This window comes from Variovorax sp. OV084, from assembly GCF_900111625.1.
Taxonomy (GTDB): domain Bacteria; phylum Pseudomonadota; class Gammaproteobacteria; order Burkholderiales; family Burkholderiaceae_C; genus Variovorax.
Genome location: NZ_FOII01000017.1, coordinates 48,358 through 66,791, shown reverse-complemented (window position 1 = coordinate 66,791; position 18,434 = coordinate 48,358). Strand labels below are relative to the sequence as shown.

At 66.9% G+C, this 18,434-nt stretch carries 8 protein-coding genes; 3 read left to right on the top strand and 5 right to left on the bottom strand.

The genetic code is table 11. The features are described 5' to 3' along the window. Positions 1-29: 29 nt before the first annotated feature. Genes BMW87_RS28110 through BMW87_RS28100 form a run of 3 tightly spaced genes read left to right on the top strand, consistent with a single transcriptional unit; the run spans position 30 to position 8,142 of the window. Entirely contained in the window at positions 30-713 is a 684-nt protein-coding gene (locus BMW87_RS28110; RefSeq protein ID WP_093058132.1) for a response regulator, read from the top strand. A 2-nt stretch (positions 714-715) separates the two neighbouring features. Then, positions 716-2,494, top strand: coding sequence for a hybrid sensor histidine kinase/response regulator (locus BMW87_RS28105; protein WP_093080551.1), 1,779 nt, complete (start codon positions 716-718; stop codon positions 2,492-2,494). A gap of 29 nt (positions 2,495-2,523) precedes the next feature. Continuing rightward, a complete protein-coding gene (locus BMW87_RS28100) occupies positions 2,524-8,142 on the top strand; it encodes an alkaline phosphatase D family protein (protein ID WP_093080549.1) in 5,619 nt (1,872 codons plus the stop codon). Between the two features lie 43 nt (positions 8,143-8,185). Here the strand turns inward: BMW87_RS28100 and BMW87_RS28095 are convergent, their stop codons facing one another. The 5 genes from BMW87_RS28095 to BMW87_RS28075 form a co-directional block, all read right to left on the bottom strand. Continuing rightward, entirely contained in the window at positions 8,186-9,514 is a 1,329-nt protein-coding gene (locus tag BMW87_RS28095) for a TolC family outer membrane protein (RefSeq protein WP_093058135.1), read from the bottom strand. Positions 9,515-9,517: 3 nt separating this feature from the next. Beyond that, positions 9,518-10,885, bottom strand: coding sequence for an HlyD family type I secretion periplasmic adaptor subunit (locus BMW87_RS28090; RefSeq protein ID WP_093080546.1), 1,368 nt, complete (start codon positions 10,883-10,885; stop codon positions 9,518-9,520). Positions 10,886-10,929: 44 nt separating this feature from the next. Continuing rightward, positions 10,930-12,654 (bottom strand): type I secretion system permease/ATPase, encoded by a 1,725-nt coding sequence (locus BMW87_RS28085; RefSeq protein ID WP_093080543.1) that lies wholly within the window; start codon positions 12,652-12,654, stop codon positions 10,930-10,932. Beyond that, positions 12,651-14,444 carry a type I secretion system permease/ATPase gene (locus tag BMW87_RS28080; RefSeq protein ID WP_093080541.1) on the bottom strand — a complete coding sequence of 598 codons (1,794 nt, stop codon included), beginning with the start codon at positions 14,442-14,444 and terminating at the stop codon, positions 12,651-12,653. Before BMW87_RS28080 ends, BMW87_RS28085 begins: the two co-directional genes overlap by 4 nt. Positions 14,445-14,534: 90 nt before the next feature. Continuing rightward, positions 14,535-18,287, bottom strand: a complete 3,753-nt coding sequence (locus BMW87_RS28075) for a DUF5801 repeats-in-toxin domain-containing protein (RefSeq protein ID WP_256216945.1) — start codon at positions 18,285-18,287, stop codon at positions 14,535-14,537. Between the last annotated feature and the right edge of the window lie 147 nt (positions 18,288-18,434).

Here is an 18,434-nt window from a genome sequence, read left to right as displayed (position 1 = left end):
GGGAGAGCCACCGTAGACGAGAGGTCTGTATGAAGGTTCTTCTGGTCGATGACCACGAGATCGTCTGGAACGGCACCCGACTCCTGCTGGAGCGAATGGCCGCCGAGATCGAACCGGGCCGCCCCTTTCATTTCGAAGCGGTGCGGGACGCCGAGCAGGCCTGCCAGCTGGACCCAGCCGGTGTCGACTTGCTGCTGCTCGACTACCACCTGCCCCAACTCTCCGGGCTCGCTGCGCTCAAGGCCGTGAAGGCGCACTTCGAGGCCACGCCCGTGTGCATGCAGTCTGCGGAAAGCTCGCCGCAGCGCGTGCGCGAGGTCATCGAGGCCGGCGCGGCCGGCTTCATCCCCAAGTCGTACCGGCTCGAGGACATGGAGGCAGCCCTGCGCGTGGTGCTGCGCCACAAGATCTACCTGCCGGCCGAGTTCGTGCTGGCCGATGACGTGACCCGCGCGCGCGACCCCGACGAACTGCCGCGCGAGGATCTCGCCGGCTTCCTGCGCATCGAGCTGTCGCCGCGCCAACGCCAGGTGCTGGCGCTGGCGATGCGGGGCATGCCGGTCAAGCTGATCGCGCGCCAACTGCTGATTGCCGAGGGCACGGTGAAGGTGCACCTGTCGATGGTCTACCGGGCGCTTGGCGCGCGCAACCGCACCGATGCCCTGTGCCGCGTCTTCGACGCGCAGGCGGCATGGGCGCTCGAGGCCACGTGAACATGGCGGCCGCACTCGACGAGCTGGACGAACGGCGCTTGCAGGTGGTCGCCGAGCAGGCCGTGGGGTTGCGCTGGCAGATTCTGCTCACCGCCGTTGTCGTCGCGGCCATCGTCTGGCGCGACGTTTCGGCACCCTGGGTGCTCGGTTGGTTCGCGGCGGTGATCGCCAGCCGCGAGTGGCGTGCCGCCGCGCTCGCGCGCATGGCCGCCGACCGGGCCCGCCCGATCGCCGCGCGACTGCGCGCCACCGTGCGCTGGAATGTGCTGATCGGCGCCTGCAACGGCTCCGCGGCGCTGTTCATGGTTTGGCTCGACCCGACGCTGGACGCGGTCCTCACGATGATCCTGGTGTCCTGGGGCGCGGGTGCCGTGTCCACCAGCGCGACCGTGATGCCCGCTTTCCTGGCCTACGCGGGGCTGCTCTTCATGCCCACTGCGGCCATGTGGCTGGTGGCCGGCGGCTGGCTCGGCTGGGGCGTGGGCGCGCTGGTGCTGATGTTCTTCGGGGTGCAGACGCGCTTTGCCCGGCGCAACCTGCAGACTTTCGAGGAGTCGTTCGGCATCCGCGCCGAGAACCAGGCGCTGGCTACTTCGCTGGAGTTCGAGCGCGCGCAGCTGGCCATCGCCCGCGACCAGGCGGTGCGCGCCAACAACGACAAGAGCCGCTTCCTGGCCGGCGCCAGCCACGACCTGCGCCAGCCCCTTCAGGCGATGGCGCTCAACGTGGGTGCGTTGCGGCACGTGGCGATGGCGCCCGATGCGCGCGCGATCGTCGAAGTGGTCGACAGCAGCCTGGAGCAGCTGCGCGCCATGCTCGACGCCTTGCTCGACGTCTCGAAACTCGATGCCGGCGTGGTGGTGGCTCAGCCCCAGCGCGTGCGGATCGACCGGCTGCTGACAGCCGTGATGGCCAGCTTCGGCGCTGCGGCGACAGCGCGCCGGGTCGGTCTGCACATCACCTGCCCGCCTGGTCTGGCGGTGCGCACCGACCCCGACCTGCTGCGCCGCATGTTGGCCAATCTCGTCGATAACGCGATCAAGTTCTCGCCCGCGGATGGACGGGTCGAGGTGCGGGTCTGCACGCGGGATGCGTCGGATGTATCGGGCGCATCGGACGCCGAGGTCGAGCTGACAGTGCAGGACAGCGGCCCCGGCATTGCACCCGAGAACCACCGGATCGTGTTCGAGGACCTGGTGCAACTCCAGGCGACGGGCCCAGGCATCGCGACCGCCGCGGGGCATGGCCTGGGCCTGGGCATCGTGCGGCGGATGGCCGAGTTGCTGGACGTGCCGGTCGAGCTCGAGTCCAGCCTTGGCGCGGGCGCCTGCTTTCGCCTGCGGCTGCCGCGCGCCGCAGCCGTCGGCGTCGACGGCTGCGAGGGTGACGGCGCAGGTGCGCCGTGGAGTCTGGCCGGGCGCTGCGTGCTGGTGCTGGAGGACGACCCGATGGTGCGCGGCGCCTATCTCAACGCGTTGGGAGCGATGGGCTGCCGCGTGCTGTCCGCCGCCACGCTTGACGAAGCACTGGGGCAGGTCGACGAGCCCGACGCGGTGGTGGTTGACTGCCGGCTCGGCGGCGGCGTCTCGGGCTTCGATGCCGCCGAGCGCCTGCGCGAGCAGCGCTGCGCACAGCCCGCGCTACCCATCGTCATGGTCACGGCCGATACCGACCCGGCGGTGGTCGAGGCGGCGCGGCGACAGGCGCTGCCGCTGCTGCGCAAGCCCGTCGACGACCAGAGGCTCGGCCGCGCACTGGCCGCGGCCATCGAAGGTTCCTGAGTTCGCGACCAACCCGCGAGGAGTCGAACATGAACAACGGAGGCCGCCACCACGACGATGCCCCGGGCGACCGTCTGCTCTCGGAGGGCGCTGAAGTGCTGGTGCGCGAGATCGTCGCGGCACCGCCCGACGCGCTGCACTGCGAGGTGCTGGTCATCGGCAGCGGCTACGGCGGCGCGGTGGCGGCGGCACGGCTGGCGGGCGCGCTGCCGGTGGACGCACCGCCGGGCACCGCACCGAGCGTGGTACCAATCAGGGTCTACGTGCTGGAGCGCGGCAGCGAATACCTGCCGGGCGAATTTCCGGCCACCTTTGCCGAGCTGCCGGGACACGTGCGCTTCAGCATGCAGGACGGCAGGCCCGCGCGCGGCAATGCCTCGGGGCTGTTCGACCTGCGCCTGGGCGGCGATGTGAATGCGCTGCTAGGCAACGGGCTGGGCGGCGGGTCGCTCATCAATGCGGCAGTGATGGAACGCGCAACGCCCGATGCCTTCGAGGGCGGCGCCTGGCCCGCGGGCCTCGACCTCGCCGCGCTGGCGGACGGCTACGACAAGGCCGAAGCCATGCTGGGCCTGGAGCAGATCCCCGAGAGCGTGTCGAAGCTCGATTCCTTGCTGAAAGCCGGTGCGCGGCTGCATGCGGCGCGCGGCAAGGCCCACGTTGCGATCGCCTTCGCCGACGGCACGCGCACGCCGGCCCAGGTTGCGATGCATGGCTGCCTGCGCTGCGGCGATTGCGTGAGCGGCTGCAACCACCGCGCCAAGAAATCGCTGGACACCAACTACCTGGCGCTGGCCCATGCGCGGGGCGCGCGCCTGTTCACTGGTGGCACCGCGCACCGCATCGTGGCCCTGCCGGGAGGGGCCGGCTATGCGGTCGAGTTCTTCTTCACCAACCGGCGCAAGGCACGCACCGACAACGCCCGGCCCTACGTGGTGCGCGCGCGGCGGGTGGTAGTGGCCGCAGGCACGCTGGGCTCCACCGAGCTGCTGCTGCGCTCCAGGGCCGCGGGTCTGCCCGTCTCGCAGGCGCTGGGCGCGGGCTTCTCGGCCAACGGCGACATGATTGCGGTGGCGGCCGGCCAGGACGACGAAGCGCTGTCCAGCGCGGCCGAAGGCGACGCGCCGGCGCAGCGCGGCATCGGGCCGACCATCACCGGGCTGCTGCGCACCCGCGCGAAGCAGGGCGAGCGCCCGCTGGTGATCGAGGAGTTCGCCATTCCCGCGCCGCTGCGCCGCCTGCTGGCCGAAGTGGTGAGCACCACAGACGCCCTGCAGGCGCTCGCGCGCATGGACCTCGACCTGCACGCGCCGGACGAGGTGCACGATCCGCTGGCCGTGGACGACGACATGCTGCGCCGCACGCCGGTCTACGGAATGATGGGCGACGACGGCGCCGCCGGCACCATCGAACCGGTCGGCCAAGGCGGCAGCGACGCGGTGCTGGCCGACGCGCAGGTGCGCGTCGCGTGGAACAAGGTCGCGGCCCTGCCGGTGTTCGCGGCGCAGATGCGTGCGCTGCATGTGGCTCACGACGGCGCCGGCGGGCTCGGCGGACGCGTGCTGCCCAACCCGCTGTGGAATCCGCTCCCGCCGTTTCGCAGCCTCGAGTCCCTGGTGGCTCCGGTGGGCTCGGTGCTCACCGTGCACCCGCTGGGCGGCTGCCGCATGGCCGAAGGGCGCGAGCGCGGCGTGGTCGACAGTTGGGGCCGCGTCCACGACGGTGTTGCCGATGCCGCGTTGTTGCCTGGCCTGGCGGTGCTCGACGGCTCGATCGTGCCGGTGTCGCTCGGCATCAACCCTTCGCTCACCATCGCGGCACTGGCCGAGCGCGCTGTACCGATGCTGGCCGCGGACTGGGGCCTGGCGCTGGCGGATTCGCCGCAACCCCCGGCGTCGGAGCGTCCGTTGCGCCGTGACCTGACCCATCCCCGCACGTCCGCGCCGACGCGTGTCTCGATGTGCGAGCGGATGACGGGCCGCGTGCGCATCGACGGCCAGTCCTTCGCTTTGAGCACCGAGGTGGAATTCGAGCCCGTCGACATACCGGCCCTTCGCGCGACGCCGCGCACGCTGGCCCAGCCGGCGGTGATCCTTCGCTTCGGCAAGGGCAACAAAGCGCCCATCGCGCATTGCACCGGCACCGTGTCGATGCTGGTGCGCGAGAAGTGCGACAGCATCGAGCGCATCCTGCGCAGCCACGCGCTGGCGCGCAGGAAGCTGCAGGCGCTGGCGGAGGTCCTGCTGCCTTCGCGCGCGTCCGTGGCGGGCCCGAACGGCGGCAACGGCGAGGAGAACCTGGCCTTCGACGGTCCGGTCATGGCCGACCTGATGGCGCTGTGTTCCCACCTGGGGCAGGTGCGCCTCATCGAATACGACTGGACGGTGGCGCGGGTCGAGAACGGCGCGCCGCTGAAGGAGGGCGATCGGCTGCGGCTCACCAAGCGCATCGCGTTCGTCGAAGGCGGCAACCCGTGGCGGCAGCTGAGCGAGGGCGAGCTGCAGCGGATCGGCCCCCTCGGTGAGGAGCCGCTGGGCCGGATGGTGCTGGACCCTTCCTACTTCGTCGAGAAGCTGCAACCCCTGCTGCGCGTCGAGCACCAGCAGGACATGCCCAACCAGCTGGGCGACCTGGCCGAGCTGGCGCTGTGGGTGCTGCGCATCGTGCTGCACATTCACCTGCTGCACTTCGTGCCGCCGCCCGACTCGCCGAAGCGCGACTGGGAGCGGCTGCCCGGCGAGGTGTACGGCGTACGGCCCGAGCCGGTCGAGCTCGACACCGCCGCCGGCCCGGGCAGCGCGCCGCCGCGGCTGCTGTCGCGCTACCGCCCGCCGGCGCGTCGCGCGGGCACGCGGCCCGTGATGCTGATCCACGGCTACGGCGCGAGCGGTTCCACCTTCGCGCACAAGAGCATTCCCGGCAACCTGGTATACAGCCTGCTCGAGGCCGGGCGCGAGGTCTGGGTGCTCGACCTGCGCACCAGCATCGGCTTCTCGTGCCGGCCGCGGGCCTACTGGTCGTTCGACGAAGTGGCGGAGGCCGACATTCCAGATGCATTGCGCACCGTGCAGGCGGCGTATGCGACGCCCGACGAAGTAGCGCCCGTCCAGGTCGACGTGGTGGCGCATTGCATCGGCGCCGCCATGTTCAGCGTGGCGGTGCTGCGCCTGCCGGGGTTGCATGCGTCCATTGGCGCGGTGGTGCTGTCGCAGGTGGGGCCGCTGCTGCGCGCCACGGCTTTCAACCGCTTCCGCGGCTATGTGGCGGGCTACCTGCAGCAGTTCATCGGCATCGACGAGTTCGACACGCGACCCGCGCTGACGCACACGCAGCGCCTGCTCGTCGACGGCCTGCTGGCGACCTTTCCCTACCCTGATGAAGACGGCGAAGCGCAGCGCCTGCGCAAGGCACCGGGCTTCGCGGCCGTACGGCACCGGGCCGACGCGATCTTCGGCCAGACCATGCGGCTACACAACATCGGCAAGGACACGCTCGATGCGCTCGATTCGATATACGGCTTCGTGAAGCTGCGGGGCCTCGCCCAGGTCGGCAACTACGCCCGCGAAGAGGTGCTGACCGACGCCGGCGGACAGGGCCACGCGGTCGGCTTCGAGCAGCTCGGCGAGCGCTTCGACTTTCCGGTGTTCATGCTGCACGGGCAGCGCAACGCGGTGTTCGACTGGCGTGGCTCGTACGAGAGCTTCTGGCTGCTGAAGCGCGTGTTCGGCAAGGACGGTGGCCTGCCGCGGGAGCCCCCGGAGCTGCCGGACCCGCCAGACTCCTCGAACCCTTCGGGGGGCGACCTGTTCCTCGGCGAAGGCACCCCGCACCAGCTGCTGGTGCTCGGCGCCTACGGCCACCAGGACACGCTGATCGGCGAGAAGGCCTGCAGCGACGTGTTTCCGCACATCGTGCGGTTCCTCGAGGCCTTCGACAAGAAGCCCGGCCCCGACACGCCGGTGCCGCCCGACTGGCGGGCCAGCCTGCCGTGGACCGGCCCATGGCTCGGCCATGCGAGCCGCGTGGCCGGCAACGCGGGCCGGCTGCATTGCCGGCTGGCGCTGCGCCCGCCGCCCGCGCATGTGTCGGCGCGCGCCGTGGTCTTCGTGCCCGCGTGGCGCCGCGGCGGGCGATGGTGCTTCGACTTCGCATGGATGGTGGGACTGCAGACCACGCGCGAAAAACTCCTGCAGGAGGCGGTGGAAATCGACCTCTTCGACGACCGGCTCGCCGAGTACCAGGGCTTCGCGGTGCTCACGGCGCACGACGACCTGCCCATGGCACGCGGCCCCGTCGACGTGCTGGGCCGGCGGCTGGAGGCCGGGCTGTTCGCGCAGCCGCAGGACGAGCCGATCGAGCCCATCCGCCGCCAGGTGATGCAAACTCTGGACGCAGCGACCGACGCGCAGCGCGAGCGTGCCGTGGTGCGCCTCGACCCCGCATGGACGAGCGCCGTGCAGCGCGAGGGCGAGCCCGCACAGGCCTCGCTGTGCTTCGCGCTCGCCAGTTGCCAGTACGTGCCGGGCCTGGTCGACCGGGTGCCTGCACAGGCGTCGTACCGGCGGCTCGCGCAGCGGCTCGAGGTGCTCGCGCCACCGCACAAGCCGCAACTGCTGGTGCTGGCCGGCGACCAGGTGTATGTCGACCAGACCGCGGGGCTCTTCGTGCCGGCGGGCGGCGACGACGTCGGCCAGGCCTATGCGCTCACCTTCAGGCTGGAGGCGCTGCGCCAAGTGATGGCCTCGCTGCCGACCTATCCGCTGCTCGACGACCACGAGGTGATGGACGACTGGGAGCCGGGCCCCGACCCCTATGGAACGCCGGCCGTGCGCGCCGCGCTCGACGGCTACTTCGCGCAACAGCACAAGCTGGTGCACGACATCGGCCCGGGCCGCGACCAGCGCCCCTTCGACTACCGCATTGCGCCGGCCGGCTTTCCGTTCTACATGCTCGACACGCGCAGCACCCGCCAGCAGCGGGCGCTGCGCACCGCAGCGCAAGCCGCGACCCCTGCCGCGCCGCTGGACCAGGCGGCGATCCGTGCCGAGGCCGGCATGGGCGACCTGAAGAAGTGGCTGGAGGCCGCGCCCGCCGGACTGCCCAAGTTCATCGTGTCGCCGGTGGCGCTGTTCCCGATGCCGCGTGCGGCCGTCTTCGGCGACCCCGCGCAACGCCTGGGGTTGGACGACTGGAGCGGGTACCCGGCCTCGCAGCGCGCGTTGCTCGAACTGCTGCGCGACACCAGCGCGCGCCACGTGGTGGTGCTGTCGGGCGACCGCCATATGTCGAGCGTGTCGAGCCTCTGGCTGCAGGCGGCGGGCGAGCCTGTGGAGGTGATCTCGGTCGTGTCCTCGGGCCTGTATGCACCCTGGACCTTCGTCAATGCGCGGCCCGACGCGTTCTGGCTCGACGGCCAGGTCGACCTCGGCGCCACGCCAGGAGCCTTCGGCGCCACCATGGTCACGGCGGCCGTGAGCACCGGCAACGGCTTCGCCGTGCTGCAGGTGGAGCGCGGCGCCACCGGCCATTGGCGGATCGGCGTCACCCTCGACCTGGACGACGGGCTCACGCAGTGCCATCGCGACCTCGATCCGGCCTGCGGCAGCGGCTGGACAGTGGAGGGACCGGCGCGCTTCGCTCGCGTGTAGCGCCTGTGTGTTCTCGGCCTGCCGATTTAGATCGCTGCCGCCGTCAGCGCGTGAGCCAGCCGTTGATCTCGTCAATGACTTCGGCTTTGGCGCCGCCAGAGAGTGCCTGCAACCGTATCCGCGACATCAGGTAGACGAAACGGGCCTGCGCCAGATCACGCTGGGCGGAAACCTTCTGATGTTCCGAGTTCAGCACGTCGGGCAAGGTGCGGCTGCCGGCCTCGAACGAGCGGCGATTCGAGATGACGACCTGCTCCGCGGAGCGCACCGCCTGTTCAAGGGCCTTGACCCTCAAGATGCCTTCGGTCACGCCGCGGAACTCGCGATGCAGTCGCACCCCGAGGTCGCGGCGCAGGGCTTCGAGGGCCTCTTCTGCCCGCTGCTGGTCTGCGAGCGCCTGCCTCACGGTGGAACTCACATGGCCGCCCGAATAGAGAGGAATATTGAGCTGCAAGCCGATGGACCTGTTGTTGTAACGGGTCTTGATGCTGGTGATCGTGTCGCTGTCGTTGCGGGACCACTGGGCGATGGCGTCCAGCGTCGGGTAGTGACCTGCCTGTGCCTTCTCCAGCTCGTGCCGGGCTGCTTCAACCTGGGCGCCTAGCGACCGGAGTTCCGGGCTGTTGAGCTCGGCCCGCTCGATCCAGTCTTCCACCCGGTCGGGCGCCGGCCGAACGAGCCGCATCCTGGACGGGTCCAGCGACGCCAGCCCGTCGATCGGGCGGTTGACCAGGCTCTGGAGTTGCCTGCGTGTGAAGTCCAGGTTCTGGCGCGCCTCCAATTCCTGTGCGACGTTGAGGTCCAGGGCCGCGCGTGCTTCATCGATATCGGTGCGCGTGCCGAAACCTGCACCGAGCCGCTTCTGCGCGGCATCGAGCTGGGTCGTGTAAGCCGTCTTTTGCGAGAGCACCAGCGCGAGATGCTCCTCGGCCAGCAGTGCCTCGAAATAGGCGCCGCTCACCCGAACGCCGACGTTTTGCAATTCGCGTTCGAGAATCGCCTCGGCATCGTCGACCTGCGCCCGAGCCTGCCGGTAGTCGGCCATCTGGTACATGCGGAAGATGGGTTGCCTCAAGCTCAGCACTTCGCTGCTGCTGGTGTAGCGCAGGTTGGACGTGACGAGGTGCCCGGAGGCGTCCGGCGAAGTTCTCTCCAGCCAGTTCCGATAGCGCGAGACGCTTGCCGACAAGTTGGGAAGCAGTTGCGCGCGGGCCTGCGGCAGGCGTTCGCGCCGGGCATCCGTGGCTGCCCGCACCGACCGGATCGTCGAGTCCTGTTCCAGTGCTTCCCCGTAGGCCTGAGACAAGTCGAGCGACCAGGCCGGCCCCCAGAGAAGGCCGGCAGCAGCGAATGCCAGCGCGGTTTTTTTCACTGCTCACTCTTCCGTCATGGAGGCTGCGATGCGCTTGGTGAGCGGATGCAGGAGGTAAATGAGCAGCGAGCGTTCCCCCGTCTTGAAAACCACCTCGACCGGCATGCCAGGCTGCAGCGAACGTTTGCCCAGCTTTCTCAGGCCCTCTTGCGTCACCGCCACTCGCGCGAGGAAATAACTCGTGTTGGTCTGGGGGTCCGTCAACAAATCGCCGGAGACCGAAACCAGCTTGCCCTGCACCACGAGCTGCGGAGAATGGGCGAACGTAGAGAAACGCACGTCCACCGGTATGCCGGCGTGGACGCGGTCGATCAGATGAGGCGGCACTCTCGTTTCAAGCAGCAAGGGCTCGTTGGCAGGCACCACATCCATCAGTTTTTGCCCCGGTGCGATCACGCCGCCCACGGTCTGCGCCACCAGTGCCACCACCTGGCCCGAAGCGGGCGAGCGGATCTCGGTGCGGCCCAGTTCGTCCCGCAAGGCGAGGAACTTCTCGAAGTCCCCAAGCACCTCGCGGCTGACTTCCGCCTGCTGCGTTTCCACTTCCTTATGGTATTCCTGCTGCCTGGCAATGGCACGCTGGCGAAGCTCCGCGACCGACCGCCGGGCCCGGCCCGTGTTGCCGATGAGTTCGGCAATGAATGTGCTCGACTCCGCGATTTGACGCTCCATCTCCAGCTGGCGATTGCGCGGGGCATACCCTTCGGCGACCATCTTGCGTGTCTGGGTCAATTCCTCGTCGAGAAGCGAAAGCTGGGTCCGGCGGCTGCTCAACATGCTTGCGTAAGCCTGGGACAACGCTTGCTGGCCCTGGATGTTCTCTTCGATCGATTGCAGGTCGGCGCGCAAGGCGGCGCGGCGCGACTTGAGCAGTTGCTCCTGGTTGAACATCTGCTGCCGGATCAGCGGGTCCGTGGCTGCCGCCTGCAAGTCCGGATGGAAGTCGATGGCGTCCTGTCCCCCCTGTTCGGCCAGCAGGCGGCCTTGTATGGCGCGAAACCCCAGGTAGCGCTGCCGCACGGTTTCGAAACTCGCTCTGGCTGCGGCGTCGTCGAGCTTGAACAGCAGCTGGCCTTCCTGGACTTGATCGCCTTCGCCGACCCGCACCTCCTTGAGGATGCCTCCGATCTGGTGCTGGACAACCTTACGCTTCGTGTCGATGGCGACCTGCCCCTGGCTGGGCACGCCTTCGTCCAGCGGAGCAAACGCGGCCCACAGCAGAAACCCGCCGAATCCGGCGACCAAGGCCCACACGCCGATTCGCCCTGCGCGTCCGAACTCGTTCCCGAGTCCATCGGCATCCTGCGACCGATCGTCCTTGGCAGGCGAGGGGATGGAAGTCACGTCTCTGAGAAGATTCGGTTTGGCCATTTGGAACTCCCTGCGAGATGAGTCGAGTACAGGACGGCGCCGGATCAGGCCGACTGCACCAGGGCCGCCGGTCGCACGTCAGGCTGAGGGCGACGAAAAGACGCGAGCACGGCATCTCGTGGTCCGTCTGCTGTCAATTCGCCATCGCCCAGAACCATGAGGCGGTCGGCCACGGCAACCGCGCCCTGGCGGTGGGTTACCAGGAACACCGTTTTCCCCTTGGCCTTCAATTCCCGTATGGCTCGCAGCAGCGCTGCTTCCCCGTCATCGTCCAGGTTGGCATTCGGCTCATCCAGAACAATGAGCGACGGGTCGCCATAGAGCGCCCGGGCCAGTCCGATTCGTTGCCTCTGCCCTCCGGAAAGCAGGTGGCCCGCGTCCCCGATGAGGGTGTCGTAGCCTTTGGAAAAGCGCAGGATCGTCTCGTGCAGGCCGGCGCTGCATGCGGCCTCTATGACCTTGCGCGAGTCGACCTCGCCGAGCCGCGCAATGTTCTCGGCAATGGAGCCTGCGAACAACTCGACGTCCTGGGGCAGATAGCCAAGATGCGGACCCAGCTCCAGACGGTTCCAGCCTCGGATCGGCACGCCATCGAGCAGCACCGCGCCGCGGGATGCGGTCCAGATTCCGACCATGACTTTCACCAGCGTGGACTTGCCCGAACCGGAAGGTCCCAAGAGCGCGACCACTGTTCCTGCGGGGACCGCAAAAGAAATGTTCTTCAGGATGGGCGCCGCGCGCCCCGCAGCCCCCGCAAAGATGCCTTGCAGGCTGATCTCGCCGGTAGGTCCGGCCCGGGGAGGGACAGGGGCCTGCCCGGGGAAGTCGGCCAACAGCTTTTCGAGACGCTCGAGTGCAGCGCTGCACGAGACAAAACCCCGCCACGTGCCGAGCAACTGGTCGATGGGCGCGAGGGCGCGGCCCATCAGCACATTCGCCGCAATCATGGCGCCCGGCGACAACTGGCCATCGATCACCAGCAGCGCGCCCGCCCCCAGCGCGAGCGACTGTTGGCTGTAGCGTATGAATTTGCTCCAGCCGGCGACGCGATTGACAAAGCCATGAGCGGAAGTGCTCTTGTCCATGCAGGCCGCATGCTGGCGGTTCCAGCGCTTTTGCAGATTGGCGACCATGCCCATCGATTCGAGCACCTCGATGTTGCGAAGCTTGCCCTGCAGGTCGCTCATCGTCTCGCTCGCGGCTTTCAGGGCCGCTTCCGATGGCGCGACGGTCTTCCTCTGTCCGAACCAGGCCAGTGCGACCTGGACCAGGGCGAACCCGAGCGCCAGGACGCCGAGCCAGGGATGAAGAAAGAAGATCACCGCGATGTAGATCGGCGTCCAGGGTGCATCGAAGAGCGCAAAGACGCCCATGCCGGTCAGAAACTGGCGGATCTGGTTCAGGTCTGCGAACGGCCTTGACACGGTGGATACCGACTGGCCGAGGTAGGCCTGAAAGCTCCCGTTGAACACCCGGGTGCTCAATTGCCGGTCGAAGCGCAGGCTGGCCCGCACCAGCAGACGCGAGCGCAGCCATTCCGACAAGGCCAGCGCCCCGAAAAGAAGCAGCGTGATCAAGGAAACCGCGAGCAAGGTCAGTTCACTCTGACTGGCAAGCACGCGGTCGAATATCTGCAGCATGTAGATGGTCGGCGCGAGCATGAGCAGATTGGTCAGGAAGCTCAACGATCCAACCAGCAAGAACTCTCTTCGGAACTCCCAGAGAGCGCGCCCCAGTTCGCTGCGGTTGAAGAACGCAGGTTTCTTCATGGCAGTGGGTGCGCCTGAAGCGCGATGCTTGCAGCGTTTCCGGCATCGCGCCGCTTCGATGCAAGGCTGCTTTCTGCCTTGCGCATCCGATCCGCCGCCTGCTCGGTGGCTTGCCGCAGCGCAGCCAGGACCTCGTCGCGTGCGCCGAACGCCTGCATCGTGCCGTCGCACAGCACCAGCATCTTGTCCGCCACGGCCAGCACACTGGTGCGGTGCGTCATGACGACGAACGTCGTGCCGCGCGCCTTGAGATTCAGGATGGCGCTTGCCAGTGCTGCGTCGCCGGCGTCGTCGAGGCTCGAATTCGGTTCATCGAGCACCACCAGTGCTGGCTCGTCATAAATCGCGCGCGCCAACGCGACCCGCTGCCTCTGCCCGCCCGACAGCACGGCCCCTTCGGGTCCGATCGGGCTGTCGTAGCCCAACGGAAGGCTCGTGATGTACGCGTGCAGGTCGACGGCCAATGCTGCCGCTTTGACCTTCGAAGGTCGCACCTCCCCGAAGCGCGCGATGTTCTCGGCCAATGTGCCGTCGAGCAATTCCACATCCTGCGGCAGATAGCCGATGTGCGGGCCGAGTTCGCTCTTGTCCCACGCGAACACGTCTGCGCCGTCCAGCCGCACCTTGCCGCTCGCTGCAGGCCAAAGGCCGACGATCAGGCGTGCCAGGGTCGTCTTTCCCGCGGCAGAGGGACCCACGACGGCAAGCACCTCGCCGGGCGCCAGGGCGAAGGCCACGTTCTTCAGGATGGCCGGACCATTGCCTGGCGCGCCTGCCACGAGGCTTTCGACTTGCAGCGCGCCTTTGGGTGGTGGCAAGGACATCGTTTCCGGTCTCGGGGCAATGGCGCTCAACAGGCTGTCCAGGCGTTGCCATGCATCGCAGACATTGACCACCGCGCGCCATTGCGTCACGAGCTGCACCAGCGGCGCCAAGGCACGGCCGCCCAGGATCGAGCCGACAACCATCATTGCGGCATTGCCATTGAGCGGGTTCTTCAGCAGCAGCCAGGCGCCCAGGCCGAGCAACAGGGAACCCATGGTGACCTGCAGGAACTTGCTGACGGCCTGGCAGGCCCCAGCACGGTCCGAAGCCAGGGCCTCGCGCTGCAGGAAATCGCGCCGCTTGCCCATCCAGCGGCGATGGACGTCCTGCAGCATGCCCATCGACTCGATGACCTGCGAGTTTCTCAGCGCAGCGTCCGCATACTGCTGTGCTTCGATCGCGCATCGATTGGCCGACACCAGCGGCGGCCGCGTGTTCCGGTCGTTGATCCAACCGACAAACACCTGCAGCAGCGAGCCCACGACAGCCGACCAGCCCAGCACCGGGCTGATGGCGAACAGCAGCCCCGTGAAGACCAGCGAAACCGGCGCTTCCATCAGCGCCAGCAATGGCGGCGAATACAGGAATTCCCGCAAGGTCCGCAGGTCGTTGAGCGGTTGCACGGTTCCGCCCGGCAACCGCTTGAGCCCCGCTTCGAAGACGGCGACGAACACGCGGTTGCGCATCTTCTGATCCAGTTTCTGCCCGGCCCGGTACATCACTTCCGAGCGAGCCCAATCAAGTACTTCCATCAGGCAGTAGGCGGCCAGAACCAGCAATGTCAGCATGGCCAGCGTGAGCGTGCTGCGACTGTTCACGACGCGCCCGTACACCTCCAGCATGTACCCGCTCGGAGCCAGCAGCAAAAGGCCGGAGCAAACACTGAACCAGGCCGCCCGTACGAAGTAGGAGTGGAGCGTTGTCACCGCCTGCCGCAATTCGCCAGACTTTTCCTGAGGCTTCATACCACCCCGCAGGTTCGACATCAGTACGCCTGAATACAGGCCAAGTGAGAAGGGGGCAGCATTTCTGCTGCCCCCTTGCTCCAGAGCTCGTTACGCGATCGCCTCCGTTTTCTGGGTTGTGCCTATCAGGTTGGCCACGCCATCGATCTCCAGGTGGACATCGAAGTTGAAGCCTGCGAAGTCGGCATCGCCGTCGATCACCTGACCCACAAAGTTCAGGTCCACGTCCGAATTGATCGTCGCCGACGTGATCACATCGATCTTGATGATCTTGAACACATCGTTGTCCGCCGTATCGGCATAGTTCGAACCGGTCGCGGTCAGATTCACCGCGTTATGGCCGCTCAGGCTGATACCCGTGCCAGTGATTTCTTCGGTGCTGCTCAGGACCTGCACGCCCGTGATCTGGAAATTGGCGCTGTCGTAGTCGTCCTCGCCGATGCTGACGACCTTCAGGCCTCCTCCGGCCGATTGATAGTCCGCCGCGGAGTTGGCGATCAGAAGCCTGGTCGTGGTGGTGTTGGTCGACGCATTGAACAGCTTCAGCAGAACAGCCACATCTTCGCCGTCCGTGATCTGATCGATCGTGATGTTGATCGCGTCAGCGTAGGCCGTGTCCGTACCGACGATGGTTGCCCCGGGTCGCTGCGGCGGGCTCGTCAGATTGGGGTTGCTCACCGGATTCGATTTGTAGAAGTCGAAGTTCAGCAACTCGCCGGCTTGGACGGTATCGGAGTTCACCCCGAGGGTGTTGGTTGCGACGTTGACAAAACCCGCGGTCTGGCTGGTGAAGGTTTCGCCCGTCAGGAACGCGTGATTGCCGCCCGCCAACAGATCGCTGGAATCACTCGGAGGCGAGGAGGCCCTGGCTGACAGCACGCCGAAAAAGTCGTTGCTGTATTTCTGGACCACGATCTCCGGCGAGTTGTTGCCTTCCGTGTCGTAGTTGAAGGATGCCAGCGGCGCACTCGTGGAGAACGTCGTTTGTCCTCCGAAGACCTGATCCAGATCGAAGGCGTAAGTACCGTCTGTCTTGTTGAAGACGACCGTGCCTGTTGCCGCCTGCGTTGTCGTCGACGTTGGCCCGGGGTAGTAGTTGAAGCTGAAGTTGTAGGTGACGGTCGTGGCGTCTTCGGCAAAGTGAGAGACGGCTGTATCGGTGATGGGCCGCCCGCCGCCGGTCGTTCCGGTCAGGCTGTTCAGCACGATGCCGTCGGTCGACGAGTTGTCCACGTCGTCGGCGCCAATGGAGAAGTTGTAGGTTCCCGCAATGGGCTGCGCGTCGTTCGCTCCGGTGAGGTCGGAGATGGCGGTCACCGTCGGGCCGTCGTCGTCGAACTTGATGTTGGCGCCGATGTTGAGCACCTTGGAATCGGTCGCGGTGTCGCCATCGCCATCGGTGAGCGTCACGGCATTGGTCAGGGTGATCAAGGTGTCGGCCAGCGTGGCCTGCTGGGCCGCGTAGTTCGACGAAGCACCCGGCAGCGCGTGGTCGATTTCGGCAAACTGCTGCAGCGTTACCGAACCGGCGCCACTCACGGCGACATCGAAGATGATGTTGGCCGCCGAAATACCGGCCTCGGTGGCGGAGGTCGAACCTATGACCGTTCCGGCAACCAGGTACAGCCTGATGACCGCACCGTCACTCGTGAGCCCGGATGCGCCGCCCTGCGTTGCCACGCCGAGCGCGAAGGTCGATGCGGTGCTGCCCGCCCCGTCGGCGCCATAGCCACTCGAAGTCACGCCGAAGGCCGTCGCGAAGTCCTGGGTGGCGGAGTCGGTGGCTGCCCCGATGGTCTGTGCGTCCTGGATATTGAGCAGCGTCGTGTCGGTGGGCGCTGCCAGCACGATGGACGGGCCGTCGTCGTCGAACTTGATGTTCGCGCCGATGTTGAGCAGCTCGGAATCGGCGGCGGTGTCGCCATCGCGATCGGTGAGCGTCACGGCATTGGTCAGGGTGATCAGATCGTCGGCCATCGTGGCCTGCTGGGCCGCGTAGTTCGACGAAGCACCCGGCAGCGCGTGGTCGATTTCTGCAAACTGCTGCAGCGTTACCGAGCCGGTTGCGTTCACGGCCAGGTCGAAGACGGTGTTGGCTGCCGAGACGCTGGCCTCGGTGGCGGAGGTCGAGCCGATGACCTTGCCGTTCAGCAGGTACAGGTAGATGGTGGCGCCATCGCTCTTGAGCCCGGAGTCTTCGCCCTGCGTCTTCACGCCGAGCGCGAAGGTCGAGTCGGTGGTGCCTGCCCCGTCGGTGCCGAAGCTGCTCGAAGTTGTGCCGAAGGCCGTCGCGAAGTCCTGGGTGGCGGAGTCGGTGGCTGCTCCGACGGTCTGTGCGTCCTGGGTGTTGAGCAGCGCCGTATCGGTGGGCGTTGCCAGCACGATGGACGGGCCGTCGTCCTCGAAGACCATCATGGAGCCGACCTCTGCCGTTGCGTTGGAAACCCGCAGCAGCCGAAAACCTCCGATGTCGAAGTCCGCGTGGGTGTTGCCCGAGGCATTGAGGTCGGCCCCGTTTTCGATGAGTACGCGGTTGTGGTCCGCTGACGTCGTGTATTCGATCGAGTAGCCGGACTTGACGCCGGTGATTGTTGCGATGCCGCCGGTGACGCTGATGACGATGGCCGAACTCTGTCCGCCCTCGGCGCCGTTCGAGAAGGTTTCCAGGGCCGCCCCGGTGACGGAGTCGAGCACGCGCACGCTCGTGATCGAAATCACCTGGTCGCCCGAATAGCCCTCGATGAAACTGTTGCCGGCCTCGAGCGCCGTGCTGTATGCGGTGATCTTGATCTGGGCGGTCTTTCCGCTTTGCAACTGCACAACGTCGAAATCGGCAGTCCTTGCTCCGAACATGCCGGTGAAGTCGATGTTCGATTCCAGATCGGCCTCGTTCTGGTCCAGGGTCGGAATGGTGACGTCCGCCCTGGCGCCGGTCACGAACGTGAAGCGGATGCCTTCCTGCTCGGTGATCATCTGGCTGTTGGTGCCAAACGTGGTCGGCCCGCCGGCCTTGCTGGTGTTGATCGTGTCGCCGGTCGTGATGTTGATATCGTCGGCGGTGCTGTTGGGGTTGGCCCCGGACTGATTTGCCGGGTCCTTCCCCGTCGCGATGATCGACACGTCGGAAATCCGGCCGTTGACGATCGTCGGATTGTCCTTCGTGAACATCAGGAACAGGTTCTGGCCGGATGGCGCGCCTGCGAGGTTGAACTCCGTATCCTGGCTGACACTGACGAAGACCTTGTCGAGCAGGTTGACTGCATCGTCGGGGTTGGTGGCATCCGGGTCCGATATCGCTTCGTACTGGACCATCCAGATCTTGGCGCCGGTCACCGGGGTTCCCGTTTCCTCCAGGTAGGCGGCGAACACGACGACATTGAGGGCGGTCTTCCCGTAGACGACGTTGTTGTTGGTCGTGTCGGTGTAAAGGAAGATGTCTTCGCCGTCGGCTGTATTGAGGCCGCTGTCGAAGCCATTGAGCGGAGCGCCGTTCGTGTCCGTGAAGGACACATCGGTGACCGTGCCGGAGATGCTGAATGTGAATGCGTTGGTGCCGGTATTGGACCCGTTGTAGCCACTCAACGCGGCGTTGATGGCGGTCCCGACACTCTGGGCCGCCAGGCGGCTGCTGAAGGCAGTCGGCAGCGAGCTTGCGGAGATGTCATTGTCGTTACTGTCGCCGGCAACGGCGGGAGTAGCGGCAAGGTTCTGCAGATTGGCGGATTCGTCCAGGGTGACGGTCGAGCCAGCCGTCAAATTTAGCGCGGGCATAAACACTCCTTGGTTGAGAAAAAACCCGCCGATCGGAATCAGTGCACCCGATTGAGGCGCGTTCGCCGCCAATCAACCAGGCTCACGTATCAGCAGAGGAGGCATGCTGTGCCGTCAGACGGCGCCTTGTCCATGGGATAAAAGTTGTCACCCAAAGGATGACGCGTCGTGCCGGGCGTGCGCTCTCATGCCCTTAACCTTTTGATACCTTGGGAGGTC

Coding starts and splice junctions, on each gene's coding strand:
- BMW87_RS28105 (WP_093080551.1), top strand. CDS start 716: ATGGCGGCCGCACTCGACGAGCTGGACGAACGGCGCTTGCAGGTGGTC.
- BMW87_RS28110 (WP_093058132.1), top strand. CDS start 30: ATGAAGGTTCTTCTGGTCGATGACCACGAGATCGTCTGGAACGGCACC.
- BMW87_RS28080 (WP_093080541.1), bottom strand. CDS start 14,444: ATGAAGCCTCAGGAAAAGTCTGGCGAATTGCGGCAGGCGGTGACAACG.
- BMW87_RS28085 (WP_093080543.1), bottom strand. CDS start 12,654: ATGAAGAAACCTGCGTTCTTCAACCGCAGCGAACTGGGGCGCGCTCTC.
- BMW87_RS28100 (WP_093080549.1), top strand. CDS start 2,524: ATGAACAACGGAGGCCGCCACCACGACGATGCCCCGGGCGACCGTCTG.
- BMW87_RS28090 (WP_093080546.1), bottom strand. CDS start 10,885: ATGGCCAAACCGAATCTTCTCAGAGACGTGACTTCCATCCCCTCGCCT.